Origin of the sequence: Actinomyces ruminicola (assembly GCF_900103885.1) — a bacterium.
Lineage (GTDB): Bacteria > Actinomycetota > Actinomycetes > Actinomycetales > Actinomycetaceae > Actinomyces > Actinomyces ruminicola.
This window is the reverse complement of record NZ_FNIM01000006.1, coordinates 81,865-100,286: the sequence shown is the minus strand read 5'-3', so window position 1 is coordinate 100,286 and position 18,422 is coordinate 81,865. Positions and strand designations below refer to the sequence as shown.

General features: G+C 71.0%; 16 protein-coding genes. 3 read left to right on the top strand and 13 right to left on the bottom strand.

From position 1 onward, the window contains the following. Nucleotides 1–40 precede the first annotated feature (40 nt). Nucleotides 41–691, top strand: a complete 651-nt coding sequence (locus BLR49_RS06760; RefSeq protein WP_092535380.1) for a histidine phosphatase family protein — start codon at nucleotides 41–43, stop codon at nucleotides 689–691. 15 nt (nucleotides 692–706) lie between these two features. Here BLR49_RS06760 and BLR49_RS06755 read toward each other — a convergent pair whose 3' ends face one another. From BLR49_RS06755 to lipB, 7 genes are all read right to left on the bottom strand, one after another. After that, nucleotides 707–1,522, bottom strand: coding sequence for an amino acid ABC transporter ATP-binding protein (locus tag BLR49_RS06755; protein WP_281241801.1), 816 nt, complete (start codon nucleotides 1,520–1,522; stop codon nucleotides 707–709). Continuing rightward, nucleotides 1,519–2,505: an amino acid ABC transporter permease gene (locus BLR49_RS06750; RefSeq protein WP_092535377.1), complete on the bottom strand. Its 987-nt coding sequence runs from the start codon at nucleotides 2,503–2,505 to the stop codon at nucleotides 1,519–1,521. Before BLR49_RS06750 ends, BLR49_RS06755 begins: the two co-directional genes overlap by 4 nt. A 2-nt stretch (nucleotides 2,506–2,507) precedes the next feature. Continuing rightward, nucleotides 2,508–3,455 (bottom strand): ABC transporter substrate-binding protein, encoded by a 948-nt coding sequence (locus tag BLR49_RS06745; protein ID WP_092535374.1) that lies wholly within the window; start codon nucleotides 3,453–3,455, stop codon nucleotides 2,508–2,510. A 99-nt stretch (nucleotides 3,456–3,554) separates the two neighbouring features. Beyond that, complete coding sequence (gene glnA / locus BLR49_RS06740) at nucleotides 3,555–4,979, bottom strand: type I glutamate--ammonia ligase (protein WP_092535371.1); 1,425 nt, start codon at nucleotides 4,977–4,979, stop codon at nucleotides 3,555–3,557. Nucleotides 4,980–5,114: 135 nt separating this feature from the next. Continuing rightward, nucleotides 5,115–5,837: a DUF4191 domain-containing protein gene (locus BLR49_RS06735; protein WP_092535368.1), complete on the bottom strand. Its 723-nt coding sequence runs from the start codon at nucleotides 5,835–5,837 to the stop codon at nucleotides 5,115–5,117. Nucleotides 5,838–5,866: 29 nt separating this feature from the next. Then, entirely contained in the window at nucleotides 5,867–6,886 is a 1,020-nt protein-coding gene (lipA, locus tag BLR49_RS06730; protein WP_092535365.1) for a lipoyl synthase, read from the bottom strand. A gap of 154 nt (nucleotides 6,887–7,040) precedes the next feature. Then, nucleotides 7,041–7,727, bottom strand: a complete 687-nt coding sequence (lipB, locus tag BLR49_RS06725) for a lipoyl(octanoyl) transferase LipB (protein ID WP_092535510.1) — start codon at nucleotides 7,725–7,727, stop codon at nucleotides 7,041–7,043. Between the two features lie 182 nt (nucleotides 7,728–7,909). On the opposite strand from lipB, the gene BLR49_RS06720 reads away from it, so the two are divergent. Beyond that, on the top strand, nucleotides 7,910–9,364 hold the full coding sequence (locus tag BLR49_RS06720; RefSeq protein ID WP_092535507.1) for a serine/threonine-protein kinase: 1,455 nt from the start codon (nucleotides 7,910–7,912) through the stop codon (nucleotides 9,362–9,364). Between the two features lie 28 nt (nucleotides 9,365–9,392). Here BLR49_RS06720 and BLR49_RS06715 read toward each other — a convergent pair whose 3' ends face one another. From BLR49_RS06715 to BLR49_RS06695, 5 genes are all read right to left on the bottom strand, one after another. Further along, on the bottom strand, nucleotides 9,393–10,382 hold the full coding sequence (locus BLR49_RS06715; protein WP_092535362.1) for an SRPBCC family protein: 990 nt from the start codon (nucleotides 10,380–10,382) through the stop codon (nucleotides 9,393–9,395). Between the two features lie 2 nt (nucleotides 10,383–10,384). Then, on the bottom strand, nucleotides 10,385–10,651 hold the full coding sequence (locus tag BLR49_RS06710) for a hypothetical protein (RefSeq protein WP_092535359.1): 267 nt from the start codon (nucleotides 10,649–10,651) through the stop codon (nucleotides 10,385–10,387). Nucleotides 10,652–11,364: 713 nt separating this feature from the next. Continuing rightward, nucleotides 11,365–12,747, bottom strand: a complete 1,383-nt coding sequence (sucB, locus tag BLR49_RS06705) for a 2-oxoglutarate dehydrogenase, E2 component, dihydrolipoamide succinyltransferase (protein ID WP_092535356.1) — start codon at nucleotides 12,745–12,747, stop codon at nucleotides 11,365–11,367. A 65-nt stretch (nucleotides 12,748–12,812) separates the two neighbouring features. Then, the gene (lpdA, locus tag BLR49_RS06700; protein ID WP_092535353.1) at nucleotides 12,813–14,165 is read right to left on the bottom strand and encodes a dihydrolipoyl dehydrogenase; all 1,353 of its coding nucleotides are present in this window, start codon (nucleotides 14,163–14,165) and stop codon (nucleotides 12,813–12,815) included. Between the two features lie 205 nt (nucleotides 14,166–14,370). Further along, nucleotides 14,371–15,942, bottom strand: coding sequence for a leucyl aminopeptidase (locus BLR49_RS06695; RefSeq protein ID WP_143013719.1), 1,572 nt, complete (start codon nucleotides 15,940–15,942; stop codon nucleotides 14,371–14,373). A 103-nt stretch (nucleotides 15,943–16,045) separates the two neighbouring features. On the opposite strand from BLR49_RS06695, the gene BLR49_RS06690 reads away from it, so the two are divergent. Next, nucleotides 16,046–16,525, top strand: a complete 480-nt coding sequence (locus BLR49_RS06690) for a hypothetical protein (RefSeq protein WP_092535350.1) — start codon at nucleotides 16,046–16,048, stop codon at nucleotides 16,523–16,525. Nucleotides 16,526–16,539: 14 nt separating this feature from the next. Here BLR49_RS06690 and BLR49_RS06685 read toward each other — a convergent pair whose 3' ends face one another. Further along, on the bottom strand, nucleotides 16,540–18,408 hold the full coding sequence (locus tag BLR49_RS06685; RefSeq protein ID WP_245690524.1) for a chloride channel protein: 1,869 nt from the start codon (nucleotides 18,406–18,408) through the stop codon (nucleotides 16,540–16,542). Nucleotides 18,409–18,422 lie beyond the last annotated feature (14 nt).

The window sequence follows — 18,422 nt, the reverse complement described above, 5'->3', positions numbered from 1 at the left end:
ACGTCGCGGAGCGGTCGGTGCGCCTGGCAGGATAGGCGCCGTGAAGCTTCTCCTCATTCGCCACGGCCGCACCATCGCGAATGTCGCCGGCGCCCTGGACACCGCATTCCCCGGTAACTCGCTCGACGCCGTCGGCGTGGAGCAGGCCTCCCTGCTGCCCGCCCGCCTGGAGGCGAGTGGGGACCTGGATGCCATCTCCTCGCTGTGGGTGTCCCCGATCCAGCGGGCCCGGGAGACGATCGCGCCGATTGAGCGGGCCACGGGCCTGGCAGCCCGCATCCGCCCCGGCCTGCGGGAGGTGCTGGCCGGGGACATGGAGATGAACACCGACGTGCGCTCGGTGGCCTGCTACACGGACACCACCCGCTCCTGGATGGTTGGCCGCACGGCGGCGCGCATCCCCGGCAGCCCCGAGGACGGCGCGGACACCTTCGCCCGCTTCAATGCCGTGGTGGAGGAGATCTACAACTCCACTCGCACCGGCGGTACCGCGCTGCTGGTGGCTCACGGCACCATCCTGCGGCTGTGGGTGGCGCTGGCGGCGGCCGCAGCCGGGGGCGCGGACCCGGCCTGGATCGCCAACCACCCCATGCGGAACACCGCCGTCAGCGTGGTGGAGGGCGACCCGGATTCCGGCTGGCGCCTGGTCGACTGGGACGAGGGCACCTGGCGGGCCGACGTCTTGCGGTAGTCGGGTGGACGGGGCTTACAGCACGGACGCGAGGAAGGCCTGGGTGCGCTCCTGGGTGGGGTGGTCCAGCACCTGAACCGGGTCGCCGGACTCGCACACCAGTCCGCCGTCCATGAAGATCAGCTGGTCCCCGACCTCCCGGGCGAAGCCCATCTCGTGGGTGACCACCACCATGGTCATGCCGTCGGCGGCCAGGTCCTGCATCACCTGCAGCACCTCGCCCACCAGCTCGGGGTCCAGGGCGGAGGTGGGCTCGTCGAAGAGCATCAGCTCCGGGTCCATGGCGAGCGCCCGGGCGATCGCCACCCGCTGCTGCTGCCCGCCGGACAGCTGCGAGGGGTAGTGGTCCAGCCGGTCGCCCAGCCCCACCCGCTCCAGCAGCTCAACGCCGCGCGCCCGCGCCTGCTGCTTGTCCATGCGGCGCACGTGGATGGGCGCCTCGATGACGTTGCCCAGGGCCGTCATGTGGGGGAACAGGTTGAAGCGTTGGAAGACCATGCCGATCTTGGAGCGCTGGGCGGCGCGCTGCTTGTCCGTCAGGGCGTGCAGCTGCACGGTGCCGTCGGGGCGCTGCACCTCCCGCATGCCGATCAGCTCGCCGTCCACCCACACACGGCCGGCGTCGATGGTCTCCAGCTCGTTGATGCAGCGCAGCAGCGTCGACTTGCCGGAGCCGGAGGGGCCCACCAGCACGGTCACGGAGCCGGGCTGGACCGTCAGGTCGATGCCCTTCAGGACGTGCAGCTCCCCGAAGAACTTGTGCAGCCCGGCGATGCGGACCTTGGGCACGGCCGACTCGGACGTGGCCGGAGTTGCGTTCGATGCGCTCACGGGGTGACCTCCAGGAAGGGCGTTTCCTTAGTGGTGTGGGAGTCGAGGATCGCCTGCTGGCGCGCGGACATGCCCCGCCTGCCACCGGCCTTGGTGGAGCCGTCGAAGCCGCGGCCGTAGTAGCGCTCAATGAAGTGCTGCCCCACCATCAGGATCGAGGTGATGATGATGTACCACAGTGCCGCCACGATCAGCAGCGGGATGGTCTGGTAGGTGTAGGAGGCGTAGGAGTTGGTGACGAAGGTCAGGTCCAGGGTGAAGGGCACCGCCAGCACCAGGGAGGTGGTCTTCAGCATGGAGATCGTCTCATTGCCGGTGGGCGGCACGATCACCCGCATGGCCTGCGGCAGCACGATGCGCCGCAGGATCTGCCCCTTGCTCATGCCCAGGGCGCCGGCCGCCTCGGTCTGCCCGGGGTCCACGCTGGCCAGGCCGGAGCGGACGATCTCGGACAGGTAGGCGCCCTCGTTGATGCCCAGCCCCAGCACGGCGGCCACAAAGGGGGTGAACACCGTGGTGGTGCGGAAGGTCAGCAGCTCCGGCCCGAAGGGGATGCCCAGGCTCAGGTACTGGTACAGCGCCGACAGCGCCCCCCAGAACACCAGCTGGGTGTAGATCGGAGTGCCCCGGAAGAACCACAGGTAGGACAGCGACACCCAGCGCAGCACCGGGTTGGAGGACTGGCGCATCACCGCCGTCGTCACCGCCAGCACGATGCCGATCAGCATCGCCAGGAAGGTAAGCAGCAGCGTCCAGCCGACCGCGCGCACCACGTGCACCTCGCGGAAAAAGAACCAGACGGTGCCCCAGTGGAACTTCTCATTGGTGAACAGTGCATGGACGAGCATCGCGCCGAGCACGGCGACGACGGTGGCGCTGATCCAGGTGCCCGGCCGGGGGACCGGCTTGACGCGGTTCAGCTGCACCGGCTGGTCGGGGGCCTGTGCGGAGGCGGCCGCAGCGGAATGGGGTGTCGGGGTCATATTCACTGCTCCACGTTCGGGTTCAGCTCGGCGGTGGTGAGCGCGGCGTCCTCAATGCCCCACGCATCCAGGATCTCCTCCCAGATGCCGGAGTCCATGAGGTACTGGACGGCGGCCTGGATCGCGGCGTTGAACTGCGGATCGTCCTTGGTCAGGACGATGGCCTGGGGGAGGGCGTCCTCGATCTCGCCCACCGTCTCCACGGCCCCGTCGGTCAGCTCGACGGCGTATCCGGCCACCGTGGAGTCGGAGTAGACGGCGTCGACCACGTGCCCGATCAGGCCCGTGGTGGCCTCGGACTGCGAGGAGTAGGAGCGCACCGAGATGGCGGGCAGGCCCGCCGCGGTGCAGGCGGCGGAGTCGGCGTTCATGGCCTCCTCCTGGGCGGTGCCCGTCTGCACACCGATGGTCAGCCCGCACAGGTTCAGATGGTCGGAGGGGTCTACCCCCTCCGGGTTGCCGGCCACCACGTTGAAGCGGGAGCCCACGTTGATGTAGGCGATCATGTCCATCGCCGCCTCCCGCTCGGCGGTGACGGTGAAGGAGGAGACGCCGGCGTCGTACTTCGAGCCGATGGCGGCGATGATGGAGTCGAACTCCGCGGTGTGCGTGGTCGACTCCACGCCGAGCACGGCGGCGATGGCCTTGGTCAGGTCGACGTCGTAGCCGATGGCGGTGCCGTCGGTGTCCAGGAACTCCGCGGGGGCGTAGTCGGTGGAGGCGCCGATGTCGAGCACGCCGTCGGCCAGGGCACCCTCGGGGAGCATGGCGATGATGTCCTCCTGCGCCTGGATGCCGGAGGTGTCATAGCCGGTGAAGGCGGCCTCGCCGCCCTCCCGGGTGGCCTTCCAGTCGGCGGCATTCGTGCAGGCCGCCAGCGGCAGCGTCAGCGAGAGCGCCAGGCGCAGCCCTCCGGAGAGCCGAGCGCTGAACGTGCGGGCGGATGCCATCGCGGCTCCTTCTGGTTGATGACAAGAACGGCCGTCAGAATATCCACATTGGAGCATAGATATGCAAATGGCTGTGGGCGTACCCGGATGAGAGCCGGCTTACAGGTCGTAGTAGAGCTCGAACTCATACGGGTGCGGCCGCTGCCGCATGGGTGCGATCTCGTTGGTGCGCTTGTATTCCACCCAGGTCTCGATCAGGTCCGGGGTGAACACGTCGCCCGCGGTCAGGTAGTCATGGTCGGCCTCGAGCGCCTCCAGGGCGTCGTCCAGGGTGGCCGGCAGCTTCTCGATGTCGTGGTAGTCCTCGGGCTCCAGCTCGTACAGGTCCTTGTCCACGGGCTCGCGCGGCTCGATCCGGTTGCGGATGCCGTCGATGCCGGCCATCAGCGTGGCCGCGAAGGCCAGGTAGGGGTTCGCCGACGGGTCGGGCACGCGGTACTCGATGCGCTTGGCCTTGGGGGAGGAGCCTGTAACCGGGATGCGGATGCAGGCGGAGCGGTTGCGCGCCGAGTACACCAGGTTCACGGGGGCCTCGAAGCCGGGCACCAGCCGGTGGAAGGAGTTGACCGACGGGTTGGTGAAGGCCAGCAGGCTGGGGGCGTGGCGCAGGATGCCGCCGATGTACCAGCGGGCCAGATCGGACAGCTGCCCGTAGCCGCGCTCGTCGAAGAACAGCGGCTTGCCGTCCTTCCACAGGGAGTGGTGGGTGTGCATGCCCGAGCCGTTGTCGCCGAAGATCGGCTTGGGCATGAAGGTGGCGGTCTTGCCGTTGCGCCAGGCCTCGTTCTTGACGATGTATTTGAACTTCATCATGTCGTCGGCGGCCGCAAGCAGCGAGGCGAAGCGGTAGTTGATCTCCTGCTGCCCGGCGGTGCCCACCTCGTGGTGGGCGCGCTCGATGTCGAGCCCGGCCTCGATGCAGGTGCGCACCACGCGGTCGCGCAGGTCGGCCATCTGGTCGTTGGGGGAGACGGGGAAGTAGCCGCCCTTGAAAGCGGTCTTGTAGCCCTTGTTGCCGCCCGGCTCGTCGCGGCCGGTGTTCCAGGCGGCCTCCGCGGAGTCGATCAGGTAGCGGGTGGAGGCCGGCGTGGTCTCGTACTGGATGGAGTCGAACAGGTAGAACTCGGCCTCGGCGCCGATGTAGCAGGTGTCCGCGATGCCGGTGGAGCGCAGGTAGTCCTCAGCCTTGGCGGCGATCGAGCGGGGGTCGCGGGAGTAGACCTCATCGGTGAAGGGGTCCACGATCGAGAAGTTGATCACCAGCGTGCGCTGCTCGCGGAAGGGGTCCAGGAAGGCGGTGGTGACATCCGGGATGAGCTTCATGTCCGACTCGTGGATGGCGGTGAAGCCGCGGATGGAGGAGCCGTCGAACATGAGGCCCTCGGTGAGCGCCTCGTCCTTGAAGGCGGCTACCGGGATGGTGAAGTGCTGCATGACGCCGGGCAGGTCGCAGAAGCGCACGTCGACCAGCTGCACCCCTTCCCTCTCGATGTAGGCCAGCGCTTCCGAAGCGTCACTGAACATGAAGTTCCTCCAACGGGGTTGTGAGACTGGTGTGCATGCCTAGGGCCAACGCAGGCTAGGACGACGGAGTGTCGTCGGCGTGCCGCAAATGTGTCCGCAGTGTTTCGCCGGCGCTGCGGGGCGCGGCTGCCGGAATCAGCGGCCGCGGATGGCGCGGCGGTCGGGGCGGATGCTGTTCGGGTCCATGTACTTGGGGATCGGCAGGCCCTTGGAGGACAGGGAGGACAGGCGCTTGGACACCCGGTCGATCTCCGTGTTGGTCAGCTTGGTGGGCTTGGTGGGCAGCCGCCGCAGGGTCCGCTCCAGGTGAATCAGCCGCGTCTGCCCCTCCGCGGTGCCCACGCTGATGACGTGCACCGGCACCGTGGACAGGATGCGCCGCAGCACCTTCTTCTCCTCCTCGATCAGGTGCTGGGTGCGGCCGGGGGAGCCCTCGGCAACCAGGACCACACCCGGGCGGCCCACCAGGCGCCACACGAAGTCCTGCCCCTTCGGGCTGAAGGCGACCGGCTGCTCCTCCACGTACCAGCCGCGACCGGCCTGATCAAGCACGGCCTTGACCGCGCCGGGATGGCCCTCGATCTGCATGTAGGAGGCGCGCCGCGTGGCCAGGGAGAGGACGATCATGTCCACCATGAGCGCGAATACCAACGCCATGAGCAGCCAGTACCACAGGGCCTGACTGGTGACGGCCGCCAGTACGCCGGCCACCGCCAGCAGCACCACGAGGATGCCGAGCAGGGCCCAACCGATCCACGGATAACTGCGCCGCGAGATCGTGTAGGAGTCCTTGATGTTCTGGGCGACCTGTGCGAGGCGCCGCTTCTTCTTCGGCTTGGCGCTCTGGGCTGTGCTCACACCGACAACTCTAGCCGACGGCGGCGGCCTCAGGAGGCGGTGCGGTCGGCCAGCAGGGCGGAGGCCTCCTGCCGGGCGGTGCCCGGCTCGGCCAGGTCAAGCATGTTCTCGGGAATCTGCCTGCCCGCGGCGCGCATCGCGCGCGCCCACAGCAGGCCGGAGCGGTATGAGGAGCGCACCATGGGGCCGCTCATGGCCGCGGCGATCCCCATCTCCTCGGCCAGACCCGCCAGCTCGACGAACTCCTGCGGCTTGACCCACCGGTCGATCGGGTGATGCAGCTTGGAGGGCCGCAGGTACTGGGTGATCGTGAGGATGTTTACGCCCGCGGACACCAGGTCTGCGATCGCCTGCTCGATCTCCGCCCGGGTCTCGCCCATCCCCAGGATCAGGTTGGACTTGGTCAGCAGCCCGGCCTGCGAGGCGCGGGAGAGCACCTCCAGGCTGCGCTCGTAGGAGAAGGCGGGCCGGATGCGCCTGAAGATGCGGGGCACGGTCTCCAGGTTGTGGGCGAACACCTCCGGGCGGGATGAGAACACCTCCTGTAGGGACTCCTCCCGGCCCCGGAAGTCGGGCACCAGCAGCTCGATGCCGCAGCCGGGCACCCGGGCGTGCACCTGCCGGGCCGTCTCGGCGTAGAGCCAGGCGCCGCCGTCGGGCAGGTCGTCGCGGCACACCCCGGTCACGGTGGCGTACCGCAGCCGCATCTCCGCGATCGAGGCGGCCACCCGCTCCGGCTCGCCGGCGTCGTACTCGGTGGGGCGGCCCGTGGCGATATTGCAGAAGTCGCAGCGCCGGGTGCACAGGCTCCCACCCACCAGGAAAGAGGCCTCGCGGTCGTTCCAGCACTCGTAGACGTTGGGGCAGTTGGCCTCGGCGCACACCGTGTGCAGGCCGTGGGCGCGCACCAGGTCGCGCACGTCCTGGTAGGTCTCGGTCACCACCGCGCGGGTGCGCAACCAGTCCGGCTTGGCCTCGATCGGCGTCTCGGCGTTGCGGGCCTCCACGCGCAGCAGGCGGCGACCCTCGGGGGCGACGGCGTCGGGCACTGGCACTCCTCCCTGACATAGGACCATGGGCCCGTAGTCTATGCCGTCTTCCTCCGCCGAGATCGGTAGGAGTTACGTGCTGAGATCGGTAGATACGGCGAAGGTGCCGGCAGCGCGGAGCCTCCCAACCGGTCTCCGGCCCGGTGGCAAGCGGCTAGCTGTCGGCCATGAGCGGACCCAAGTGCTCCTGCAGCGCCGCCGCAACGAGATCCGCCAGCTGGGCCGCCTCGTAGTGGATGCCTGTCTCGGCGGTCAGGGAGGTCACGCCTGCATCAGTGATTCCGCAGGGGATGATGCGGTCCAGGTCGAAGGCGGCCAGGTCGGGGTCGACGTTCAGACCGATTCCGTGCATGGTCGTCCCGCGGGCCACCCGTACCCCCAGGGCGCAGAGCTTGCGCTCCCGCCTCGCGGCACCGTCCCGGCCTGGCGCCGGGGGCACCCACACCCCCGACCGTCCGGCCACGCGCAGCGTGCTCACACCGAAGTCCGCGCAGACGTCCATCACCGCCGCCTCGAGCGCGCGCACGTACTTGATCACGTCGATCGGCGGGGCCAGCCGAATGATCGGATAGACGGTCAACTGGCCCGGTCCGTGCCAGGTCGTCTTACCGCCCCGGTCGACGTCCACCACCGGAACGCGGTCCGCGCCCACGCGCGCTTCCCGGGGACGCTCCCACGAGTGCGTACGGCGCCCCACCGTGTAAACACTCTCATGCTCCAGCAGCAGGACCGTCGCGGGCCGGCTGCCGGCGGCAACGGCGGCGTGCACGGAGCGCTGAAGCTCCAGACCCTCCGTGAAGGGCACGAGCCGGGACCCCAGGCCGACGTCGACGCGATCCAGGTACTGCACCCCGCCAGCCTAGATGAGGTCGCCCGGGGGCGTTCAGGTGCCTGAACGCCACGGCGCTCGGCGGCAGCGGTGACGGCGTCCCCTGGCGGCGGCCGGCGGCAAATGTGACCGGTTATCCACAGGGAGCATATTGCCCCTGGCCGCCGCGCCCCGGTGCCGCGACCATGGAGGCCATGGGCACCAATCAGTATCACCGCCGCCGCTCCCGGTCGGAGTCCCAGCCCGAGGACCCCGATGCCCTTGCCCCCGAGCTCCTGGACGCCCTCATCCGGGCGGGCCTCGCCGTCGGCGCCCCGCTGGGCGCCGACGCGCCCGGGCGGCGGGCGCCGCGGCGCGGGCTGGACGCCGCCGGCCGGGACGTGGTTATCCACCTGCTAGACCTGCCCGACGACGCGGCCGGCGGGCGCACACTGAGCCGACTGGGCGAGCTAAAGGCCCTAACCCATCCGGGTATCGCACCGGTGCGCGACGTCATCCTCCTGCCCGATGGATGCGCCGCCGTCACCGTCGACCTGGTCGCCGGCGCCGACCTCGCCGTGGTCCTCGGAGCCCGCGGCGGACTGACCCGCGCCGAGGCAGCCCGAGTACTCGACGACGTCGGCAGTGCCCTGGCCCACCTGCACGCTCACGGGCTGCCCCACGGGGACGTCTCGCCCGCCAATGTCATGGTGACCACCGAGGGCGGACTGGTGCTCATCGACCTGTTCGGCGGAATCCTCGAGTCCGGGACCGACTCCTGCGCCGCACCCGAGCGCCGCGGTGGCGGCCCCGCAACGCCCGCCTCCGACGTGTACGCGCTGGCGGCGCTGCTGCGCGAATGCGCCTCCGGCTCCGCGCTTCTGCGGACGCGGCTCGACCGCATCCTGCCCGACGCACTGGCAACCGATCCGCAGCAGCGCCCCAGTGCCCGCGCGCTCGCGGCGCGTGCCCCCGAGATCGCCAAGCCCGGCCGCGTCGTCCTCCCCGACGGCGCCCGCCTGGCCGCAGGCGCCCTGCGGGCCGCCGTGGCTCGACCCACCCGCGTAGTCCCGTCACGACGCCGCCCGCGGTCCTCCCGGCGGCACCTAACGGGCAGCGCGGCGCGTCTGGGCGGCGTCGCCCTGATCGGCATCGGCGGTGTTACCGCAGTGATCGGGATGCTCGGAGCTGGGCCGGCCGCGCAGGTTGCATCAATGAGCGCAGAACCCACCGCCGCCGCGCCCGCGACTTCTGCGCAGGCACCGCAGGACGCAGCGCCGGAGTCCCTCCTGGACGTGGTGGTGGAACTGGCGGACAGGCGCGATGCGGCGCTGAGTGCCGCCGACGCCGCGGCCCTGGCGGAAACCACCGTTCCCGGGTCGCCGGCTGCGCTCGCGGATACGGCAGTTCTCGATGCGCTAGCCGCAGCGGGGGAGAGCGTGGGCGGCCTGGACACCTCCGTGCTGAGCGTGGTCGAGGTCGACCTGCCGGAGGGCTACGAGCAGACCTGGCCCGGTGCCAGGGCGGTGCGGATCCGCCAGTCCCAGCCTGCATCCACGAGGACGGGCGCGGACGGAACGGTGCGCACGGTGCCGGCGCAGGCCGCACGCGAGGTCGTGTTGGTGCTCGTGCCCGGACCGTGGCGGGTGGCCGAGGTGCGGGAGGCCTAGGCCGAGTCTCCGGCTTGGTGTGAACCAATCACAGAGACGCGGCAACCGTTCTGGCGATGGCGCCGAAGGCGTTGACCATGCCGATGCGCGTCAGGCGCCGCGTTACCGGGTGCAGCAGGCGGCCGGACAGCCGCCAGATCCGGTAGGCGCGGGTGAGGGTGAGAGCGCATCCGCCGGGCGCCGGTCGTAAGTCGAAACGGTCGTAGGCGAAGGCCTGTCCGCGGTTCGGTCCGTTCAGCAGTGTCTTGGCCCAGACGAGCGAGTCAGGAGCCGGCTCGACGCGACACCAACGCAGGTCCAGGTGCCGTCGTCCGGTCCGTGAGTCATGCCGGGAGATGATTCCGTCCGGGTGCGTTGCGCGCACCTCCTCGGGAAGCACGGCCCAGTCGTGCAGCAGAGACGGATCTGCCAGCACCGCCCGCACGCGTGCCGACGGCGCGGAGATGAAGCGAGTCAGGCACAGCGCCGCCGCCGGACCGTCGGGCAGCAGGTCTCGTTCGACCACCGCGCTGTCCCTACGGGAGGTCCCGTCCTGGCCGCGGGGACGGCGTCGCGCGCGGGCGGTCAGTTCGGCGTGCAGGGACTCCGGATCCACGCCGAGATGGGCGAGTAGCCGCATGGGCGCATCGGTGTCTGCATCCAGCAGGGCCTGCAGCGTGGAGAGCGAGGTGTTGAAGGATGCCTGGCGGGCGCCGACGAGCTGTTGCGCCCGGGCGGATATGGGGATCTCCCCAAGCTCGGAGAAGGCCTGCGCCGCCAAGGCCGAAGGCGGCGCGGTAGCCCTGATGGTGGGGGCGTCAACACCTAGTGCCGCAAGGTCGGTGTCGGCCAATTCCTGTATCGCCTGCCGAGCGCCGGCCAGGGTGACCCCATGCATGCCCAACAGAGCCGCTGCCGCGCCGCCCTCGGCAATCAGGCCCAGCAGCAGGTGGTCCACGTCCACCTCGGGGTGGCGCAGGCGCGCGGCCTCGTGTGAGGAACAAGCGAGCCAGGCGATCAAGTGCGTAGTCGTACTCATTGTTATCGGCGACTCCTTCGTGTTCGTGCCAGCCCCGGGGTGACGCGTTTGGCGTATTTCTTGTGCACGGCCTGGCGGGTGATGCCGAGGTAGGTGGCGATCTCCGTCCAGCCCATGCCTGTGCGCAGGGCGGCCTCCACCTGTGCCAGCTCCATGGCCTCGGTAAGTCGGCGCAGTGCGGCCACCGCGCGCAATCCCGCGACTGGATTTGCGGTATCTGCGGCCGTGGCGGCGACCTGGCCGGGTGAAGGAACATTGTTCGATCCCATGCGAGCAACCTACGTTGACAAGCACCGAGTTGTCAACATGGGTTGCTTAATGGGGTCCTCCGGTTCTGGGGTAGTACCCGGCGGCCCCGCATTGAACGGGCGCTCTCGGCGTCCGCGCACGGTTGGACCGCCTGCCGCCGTTTGGGCCGCCTGCCGCCGTTTGGACCGTCCAAGACGCGCTCTGAGGCGGTCCAAGTGGACACGCGCGGTCCAAGTGGAGAATGGCGGTCCGAGTGGACAGTGGCGGTCCAAGTGGTGCGTGCGGGTGGAGGGCGAGGCGGCGTGAGTGTCTGGGGTGATGCGGGGGTGGGCTCACGAGGGCTTGCCGTTGCGCACCGGCCGTTGAGTGAAAGACGCCTGCTGTCAGCGCCCGGATCGGCACGTCCCCAAGACCCGAGGGGTCGGATGCTGTCCGTCGCATGCCCCGGCTGTCACTCCTGGCACACCACGCCCCCTGGTCCGGGCCGACTGGTCCCGGCCGACTGGGGCGTCTCCTCAGCAGGCACCCCCGTAGTGCCAGCGCCAGAGTCGCACGACCTCCGAGGCCCCGGCGCAATTGGTCCACAGCTGCACGCAGTAACGCCTCCGGCGCGTCGACCGAGCCCGCACAAGTGACAAGCCACGGGAACAGGATGGGCCCGCACCAATTGGTGCGGGCCCATCTGCCTTTGGCATGAGCGGTGATGCGAACTTCGCTTATGCGGCGGTTGGCGTCAGAGCCCCAGCTCGCCGGCGAAGTCGCCCTCCTCCAGACGCTTCTTGACCGTCATCAGGTACCGGGAGGCGTCCGCGCCGTCGATCAGCCGGTGGTCGTAGGACAGCGACAGGTAGCACACCGAGCGCACGGCGATGACCTCGTTGCCGTCGGCGTCCTTGACCACACGCGGCTGGCGGGTGATCGCCCCCAGCCCCAGGATGGCGACCTCCGGCTGGTTGATGATCGGGGTGTCGAACAGCGCGCCGCCGGAGCCGGTGTTGGTGATCGTGAAGGTGGCGCCGGACAGCTCGCCCGGGTCGACCCGGTTGTCGCGGGTGCGTGCGGCCAGATCGTTGATGCGCTTGGCCAGGCCCGGGATGTTCAGGTCGCCGGCGTGCTTGACCACCGGCACGTACAGACCGCGCGGCGTGTCGACCGCGATGCCGATGTGCTCGACGTCGTGGTAGGTGACCTGGCCGTCGCCGATGGTGGCGTTCAGCTTCGGGTGGGCCTTCAGCGCCTCGGTCGCGGCGGCGACGAAGAACGGCAGGTAGGTGAGCTTGGTGCCATTGCGCGCCAGGAACTCGTTCTTGGCACGGGCCCGCAGGGCGGCGACGCGGGTGATATCGACCTCGACGACCGTGGTCAGCTGCGCGGAGGTCTGCAGCGAGGCCATCATCCGCTCACTGATCAGGCGGCGCAGCCTGCTCATCTTCTCGGTCCGGCCACGCAGCTCGCTGCCGTCCGCCGTCGGCGCGGGCCGGGCATCGCCCGCAGTGGCGGGAGCCGACGGCACGGGCTCGGCAGCCGCCTCCGCCACGGGCGCAGTAGCCGCCGCAGCCTCTGCCTGGGGGGCCGCGGGTGCGGCCGCACTGCGGGCGGCCTCGGCCTGCGCCGCAGCGGCCTCCACATCCTGCTTGCGGATGCGCCCGCCGATGCCGGTGCCGGTAACGGTGGCCAGGTCGACACCCCGCTCGCGGGCGAGCTTGCGCACAATCGGGGTCACATAAGCCGCCGACGGCGGCGCGGCGGCCGGCTCCGAGACCGGGGCTGCGGGCTCGGGTGCGGGGGCCGCGGGGGCAGGAGCAGTCGGCGCGGGAGCGGGCGCGGACTCCTGCGGTGCGGGCGCCGCGGGTGCGCCGGCCGCCTCGGCCGCCTCGGCCGGGTCGCCCACGATCGCCAGGACGGCGCCGACCTCGACGGTCTCGTCAGCGGCGACGCGGATCTCCAGCAGGGTGCCGGCGACCGGGGAGGGGACCTCGGTGTCCACCTTGTCGGTGGCCACCTCGAGCAGGGGCTCGCCGACCTCGACGGTGTCTCCCACGGACTTCAGCCAGGAGGAGACGGTTCCCTCGGTAACCGACTCGCCCAGCGCGGGCATCTTCACGGACTCGGACATTTGGGCAATCTCTTCCTCGTAGGTTTCCGGATTGACGGAGTTGGATCAGTCGGACGGTTGCGTGGTCAGCCGTGATTGTGCAGCGGCTTTCCGGCCAACGCCATGGCGGCCTCGCCAATGGCCTCGTTCTGGGTGGGGTGGGCATGCACGAGGGCGGCGACGTCGTTGGCGTCGGCCTCCCAGGACACGATCAGCTGTCCCTCGCCGATCTGCTCGCCCATGCGGGTGCCGATGGCGTGGAAGCCGAGGATGGGGCCGTCCTTGAGGGACACCAGCTTCACGAAGCCCTGAGTCCCCAGAATCTGGGACTTGGCGTTGCCGGCGACATTGAACTGGCTGGTGACGATGTTCTCTGCTCCGTGGAGCTCAGCCGCACGTGCCTCGGACAGGCCCACGGAGGCGATCTCAGGCTCGCAGAAGGTCACCTTGGGCACCTTGACATCGTCCACCGGCTCCGGGCTCAGGCCCGCGATCCGCTCGGCGACGGCGATGCCCTGGGCGAAGCCGCGATGCGCCAGCTGCACCCCGGGCACGATGTCGCCGACCGCCCAAACCCCGGGCACATTGGTGCGCCCGTACGGGTCGGCCAGTACGAAGCCGCGGTCCATGGACACGCCCACCTCCTCCAGGCCCAGGTTCGCGGTGGCCGGGCCGCGCCCCACCGCGATGAGCAGGACCTCGGCGTCAATGACCGCGCCGTCGGCGGTGCGCACCTGCACGCCGCCGTCGCTGCGCTCCACCGACTCGAAGCGGGTGCCGGTGCGGAAGTCGATCCGGCGCTTGCGGAAGGCGCGCTCGAGCTGCTTGGAGATCGCCTCATCCTCATTGGGCACCAGGTGCGGCAGGGCCTCGATGATCGTCACGCGGGTCCCCAGACTGGCCCAGGCGGAGGCGAACTCGACGCCGATCACCCCGCCGCCCAGGATCACCGCCGATGCGGGTACGTGGTCGAGCTCGAGGGCCTGCTCGCTGGTGAGCACCGGGCCGGAGATCTCCTGTCCCATGGTCTTGGAGTAGGAGCCGGACGCGAGGATCACGTTCCTGCCCCGGTAGCGTCGGCCGCCCACCTCCACGGTGTCGGCCGCGACCAGGCGGCCCCAGCCGGAGATCACGTCGATGCCGCGGGCGGAGACCAGGCCCTGCAGACCCTTGTACATGCGCGCGACCACGCTGTTCTTGTACTCCTGGATGGCGGGCATGTCGACGCCCTCAAGGGTCGCCCTGAGGCCGACGACGCCGGCATGGCGAATCGCCTCCGCCGTCTCCGCAGAATGCAGGATCGCCTTGGTGGGCACACAGCCGCGGTGCAGACAGGTGCCGCCCACCTTGTCCGCCTCGACCAGCGCCACGCGCAGCCCCAGCTGGGCGCCGCGCAGCGCCGCCGCGTAACCGCCTGAGCCGCCGCCGAGGACGACCATGTCGTAAACCGCGTCTGCAGCGGTACCTGCTCCGTCAATCACAGCTGTGTCAGTCACGTAGATGATCCCTTTTCGTAGTCGGCCGTGATCGGCCGTGGTCGGCAATGATTGTTGGCGGCCGGCAATGGCCGTCGTCCCGCGAACGGGGACCAGAGTCCCAGACAGCCTACGGCATGCGTCACCTTCGCGGGGCGTGTTCATCCCCTCAATCGGCGGTGGCCTGTGCGACGGCCGCCCGTTCCTCCAAGAAGGTCAGCAGCGTGGGCACGCCGAATCCGGTGCCGCCCTGCGGGGTCAGCCCCCACGCGGCCTTCTCGTTGTAGGCGGGCCCGGCGATATCGAGATGCGCCCACGGGGTGTCGCCGACGAAGCTGCTCAGGAACAGCCCCGCAACGAGCATGCCGCCGGCCCGGTTGCCCACTGCGGCATTGCGCAGGTCGGCGAAGGGGGAGTCCAGATTGGCCCGCAGATGCTCCGGCAGCGGCATGGGCCAGAAGTCCTCACCGGCGCGTGCGGCCGCGGCCACGACCGCATCGCGCGCCTGGCCCATCACTCCGGCGGTGCGCTCACCGAGCGCCACGATCTGGGCTCCGGTGAGGGTGGCGACATCCAGCACGACGTCCGGCTCCTCCGCGACCGCTGCGGCCAGGGCGTCGGCCATCACCAGGCGGCCCTCGGCGTCCGTGTTGGTCACCTCCACGGTGGTTCCATCGAACATGGTCACGATGTCTCCGGGCCGCTGCGCCGCCCCGCCGGGGAGGTTCTCGGCCAGGGCGAGCCAGGCAGTCACCCGTACCGGCAGCCCCAGGCGGGCCGCGGCCAAGGTGGCGGACAGCACCGTGGCGGCACCGGCCATATCGGACTTCATGGCCGGCATGGAGGCCGGGGGCTTGAGCGACAGGCCGCCGGAGTCGAAAGTAATGCCCTTGCCGACCAGCGCCACGTGCGCCGCCGCGCGGCGGCGCGCCTTGGAGAGCTTGGGCGTCCACTCCAGGCGGACCAGCCGGGGCGGGTGCACCGCGCCCTGGCCGACGCCCGCGATGCCGCCGAACCCCTCGTCCGCCAACCGCCGCTCGTCGTAGACCTCGAAGTCCAGCCGTCCCTGACCGCGTCCGACGGCGTCGGCCTCCCGCCGGGCGTGGTCGGCGAAGGCCACCGGCGTGAGTCGGGCGGGTGGGTCGTTGACCAGGTCCCGGGCCGCGGCCACGGCCTCTGCTAGGATCCGGGCACGCTCGATCACCGGCGCGGAGGGGTCCTCCGGGCTGCGGTGCAGCAGCGTGCGCGGCGCCGGGGCCAGCGGGGTCAGCACCGTGACCCGGGCCAGGGGAGTGGGCGCCTCGGGAACCCGGCGCGACCAGGCGTACGCCCCCTCAAGCGCGCCCTCGGCCACGGCGGCCAGCTCCTCGGCGGTGTCGGCGGGAAGGGCGAATACCGCGTGGCCGGTGCCCGCCAGGTCGCGGGCGGCCCGCCCCGCCGCGCGCCGCAGCGCGGCGGTGTCGGATGCGTCACCGGTACCAACCACCAGCAGGGTTGGGGCGAGTACGCGGCTCCCGCCCCGCCCCAGGGCCGCCGCGGGTACCCGCACGAGTGCGTCGGTGGCGCCGGTGAAGCCAAGACTGGGCAGCAGTTCCGCCAGGACGCCCAATTCCGAAGCCAGGTCCAGGGCGGCATCCGTGGTGAGCAGCGCCGGGGCGCCGTCGGCGGCGCGTGCGGCCAGGACCAGGACATCACCGCCCGCCGCAGCGGGCGGCAGGCTGGAAGTCGTAATCGCAGTCATGCGGGGAATGGTAACGTCGCAGGGCCGGCCACTCGCCGAGGCGTCGTCCGGCACCGTCGGCCCGAACCGCGGGCCCGCAGTTAAACACGAGGTCAGCTACCGCATGGATGAGTCTTTCCAGCCGCGGGCCCTCAACGACACGCGCCGCCCCGCGCATGGCTGGGGACGCGCTCTCGTCGGGGTCTTCGCGATCTTCGGTCTGGTGATCCTGCTTCCCGCCTTCGTCGCCCTGGCCCGCGCGGGCGCGGGAAGCCGCCTGCCGGCCGCACTCAGCATGCTGGCCGGGGCGGGCTACCTGGTTCTGGCCGTGGCGGTGGCCCACAACGGCCGGCGCATGCGCCGGGTCGGGTGGGCCTGCCTGGTGCTGGAGGCATTGGGGCTGCTCGGCGTCAACCTGGCCGGCGGGTCCGGCACCGCCTGGTCGCAGTGGGGCGCGGCGCTGTGGTACCTGCCGGTGCTGCTGCCGCTGGTTGGGGCCCTGCAGCTGTGGCTGGCGGACCCGCGCCGCATCGTCACCAATGCCGAGCGCATCACCGACATCTCCGACACGATCCAGGGGACCGTCCACCGCGATCGGTCGTGAGCCCGAGCGCGGGCTCAGCGCGCGCGTCGGCGCCGCAGCCACGCCTGCGTGCGCGAGCCGAAGGAGGTGCGCTGCTCGGCGGCCTCGAGGGCCCGGCGCTGTTGCCGGTACAGCCGCCGCACCATGTCCTCCTGGCTCACCCAGCCGATCAGGCGCAGCTCGCCGTCTGACCCCGGAAGCGGTTCGGTTACGGGCACCGCCTCCAGATGGGACTCGATCAGGGTCTCCAGCACATGCCCGGCATCGTCGTCGCCGCTGACCCGGACCCGGTCCAGCGGGAGCTCGCCGACCTGCCGCGGCGCCTCCCGGTCGGCGCGTGAGCGCGCCTCCGCTACGGCGACGGCGGAGACACAGCCCCGCCACACCGCGCCGGAGGCAGCCCCGGCGGGGGCATTCGGCCGACCGCCGCCGACCACCGGCGCCACCACGGGAAGACGCGGTACGCCGGCGGCCCGCAGCACGTCAGCGGCCTCAACCAGGGAGGCGGTGACCGGCAGGAGCGCCGGGGGCTGATGCATGATGCTGCGGGCGTTCGCCCGGCCAATGAGGGTGGTGTGCAGCGGGTCCTCGATGTCGTCCCCGCGGCGGCGCAGCTCCTCGGTGTAGATCGTCGTGCGGGTGAGGAACCGGCTCATGGTGGTGGCCAGCGCCACGGCCAGCATCAGCGGTAGCAGCAGGCCGTACTGGCCGGTCATCTCGATGATCAGCACGGTGCCGGTGATCGGGGCGCGCGCGGCCCCGGAGAAGACCGCCCCCATGCCGATCACTCCGAAGACGGCGGCCGCCTCGGGGCGGTCCGGGGCGAGCGCGGTGCCGAAGGCCGCTCCCAGGGTGGCGCCGATGCACAGGGAGGGGGCGAAGACGCCCCCGGCCATGCCCACGCCCAGCGTCACCGAGGTGGCCAGGAGCTTCGCCGCCGTCAGCCCCAGCAGGACCGCCGTCGAGTAACCGCCGTCCAGCGCGCGGTCCAGCACGGCGGAGGACTCGCCGTACACCTCAGGCACGGCCAGCAGCAGCGCCCCCACCAGCACGCCTCCGACCCCGGGCCGGAGCCAGGCGGGCAGGCGCAGCCGGTCGCCGACGGCGCCCAGCAGATCACCGACCAGGTAGCGACTCCGGGAGAAGCCGACCCCGACCGCGCCGCCCACCAGACCGAGCAGCGCCACCCACACCAGCTGGGCGTCGCCGTGCAGGTCGAGGGCGGGCAGGGACAGCGACAGCGTGGTTCCCAGCAGGTGGTGGGACAGCACCGTGGAGGCCACGCATGCCAGCACCACGAAGGCGAAGGCGTCCACCGTGAAGTCCATGAGGATGACCTCCAGGGCGAAGAACGCCCCGGCCAGTGGGGTGTTGAACGCGGCAGCGATGCCCGCGGCCGCGCCCGCGGCCGCCAGCAGGCGCGCCGAGCGGCGGGGCAGGCCCAGCCGCCGCCCGAAGACGGTGGCCGTGCTCGCGCCCAGCTCGGCGATGGGGCCCTCGGGCCCGACGGAGCCGCCCCCGCCGATGGTCAGGGCGGCGGCAAGGACACCCGCCGCCGCCGACCCGGGTGCCATGGTCCCGTCCGACCGGCGCGCCGACCAGATGACCCCCGATACGCCGTGTCCGGTGCTGGTGGCGCCCAGGCGCTGCATGAGCGGGCCCACCAGCAGACCGGAAATGACGGGTGCTGCCACCAGGAACCACGGGCCCAGGGCGGACAGCACGCCGGTGGAGGCGCCCAGCGCCCGGGTGTAGTCGGTGGTGCCGGTCAGCACCCGCGTCCACAGGTCGATGCCCACCCGGAAGACGACAGCGCCCGCCCCGGCGGTCAGGCCGGTGAGCACCGCCAGGATGAACAGCCCCGTGCGGTGATAACGCAGCAGGTTCAGCGCACGGGCCCGCAACCGACCGCCAACGG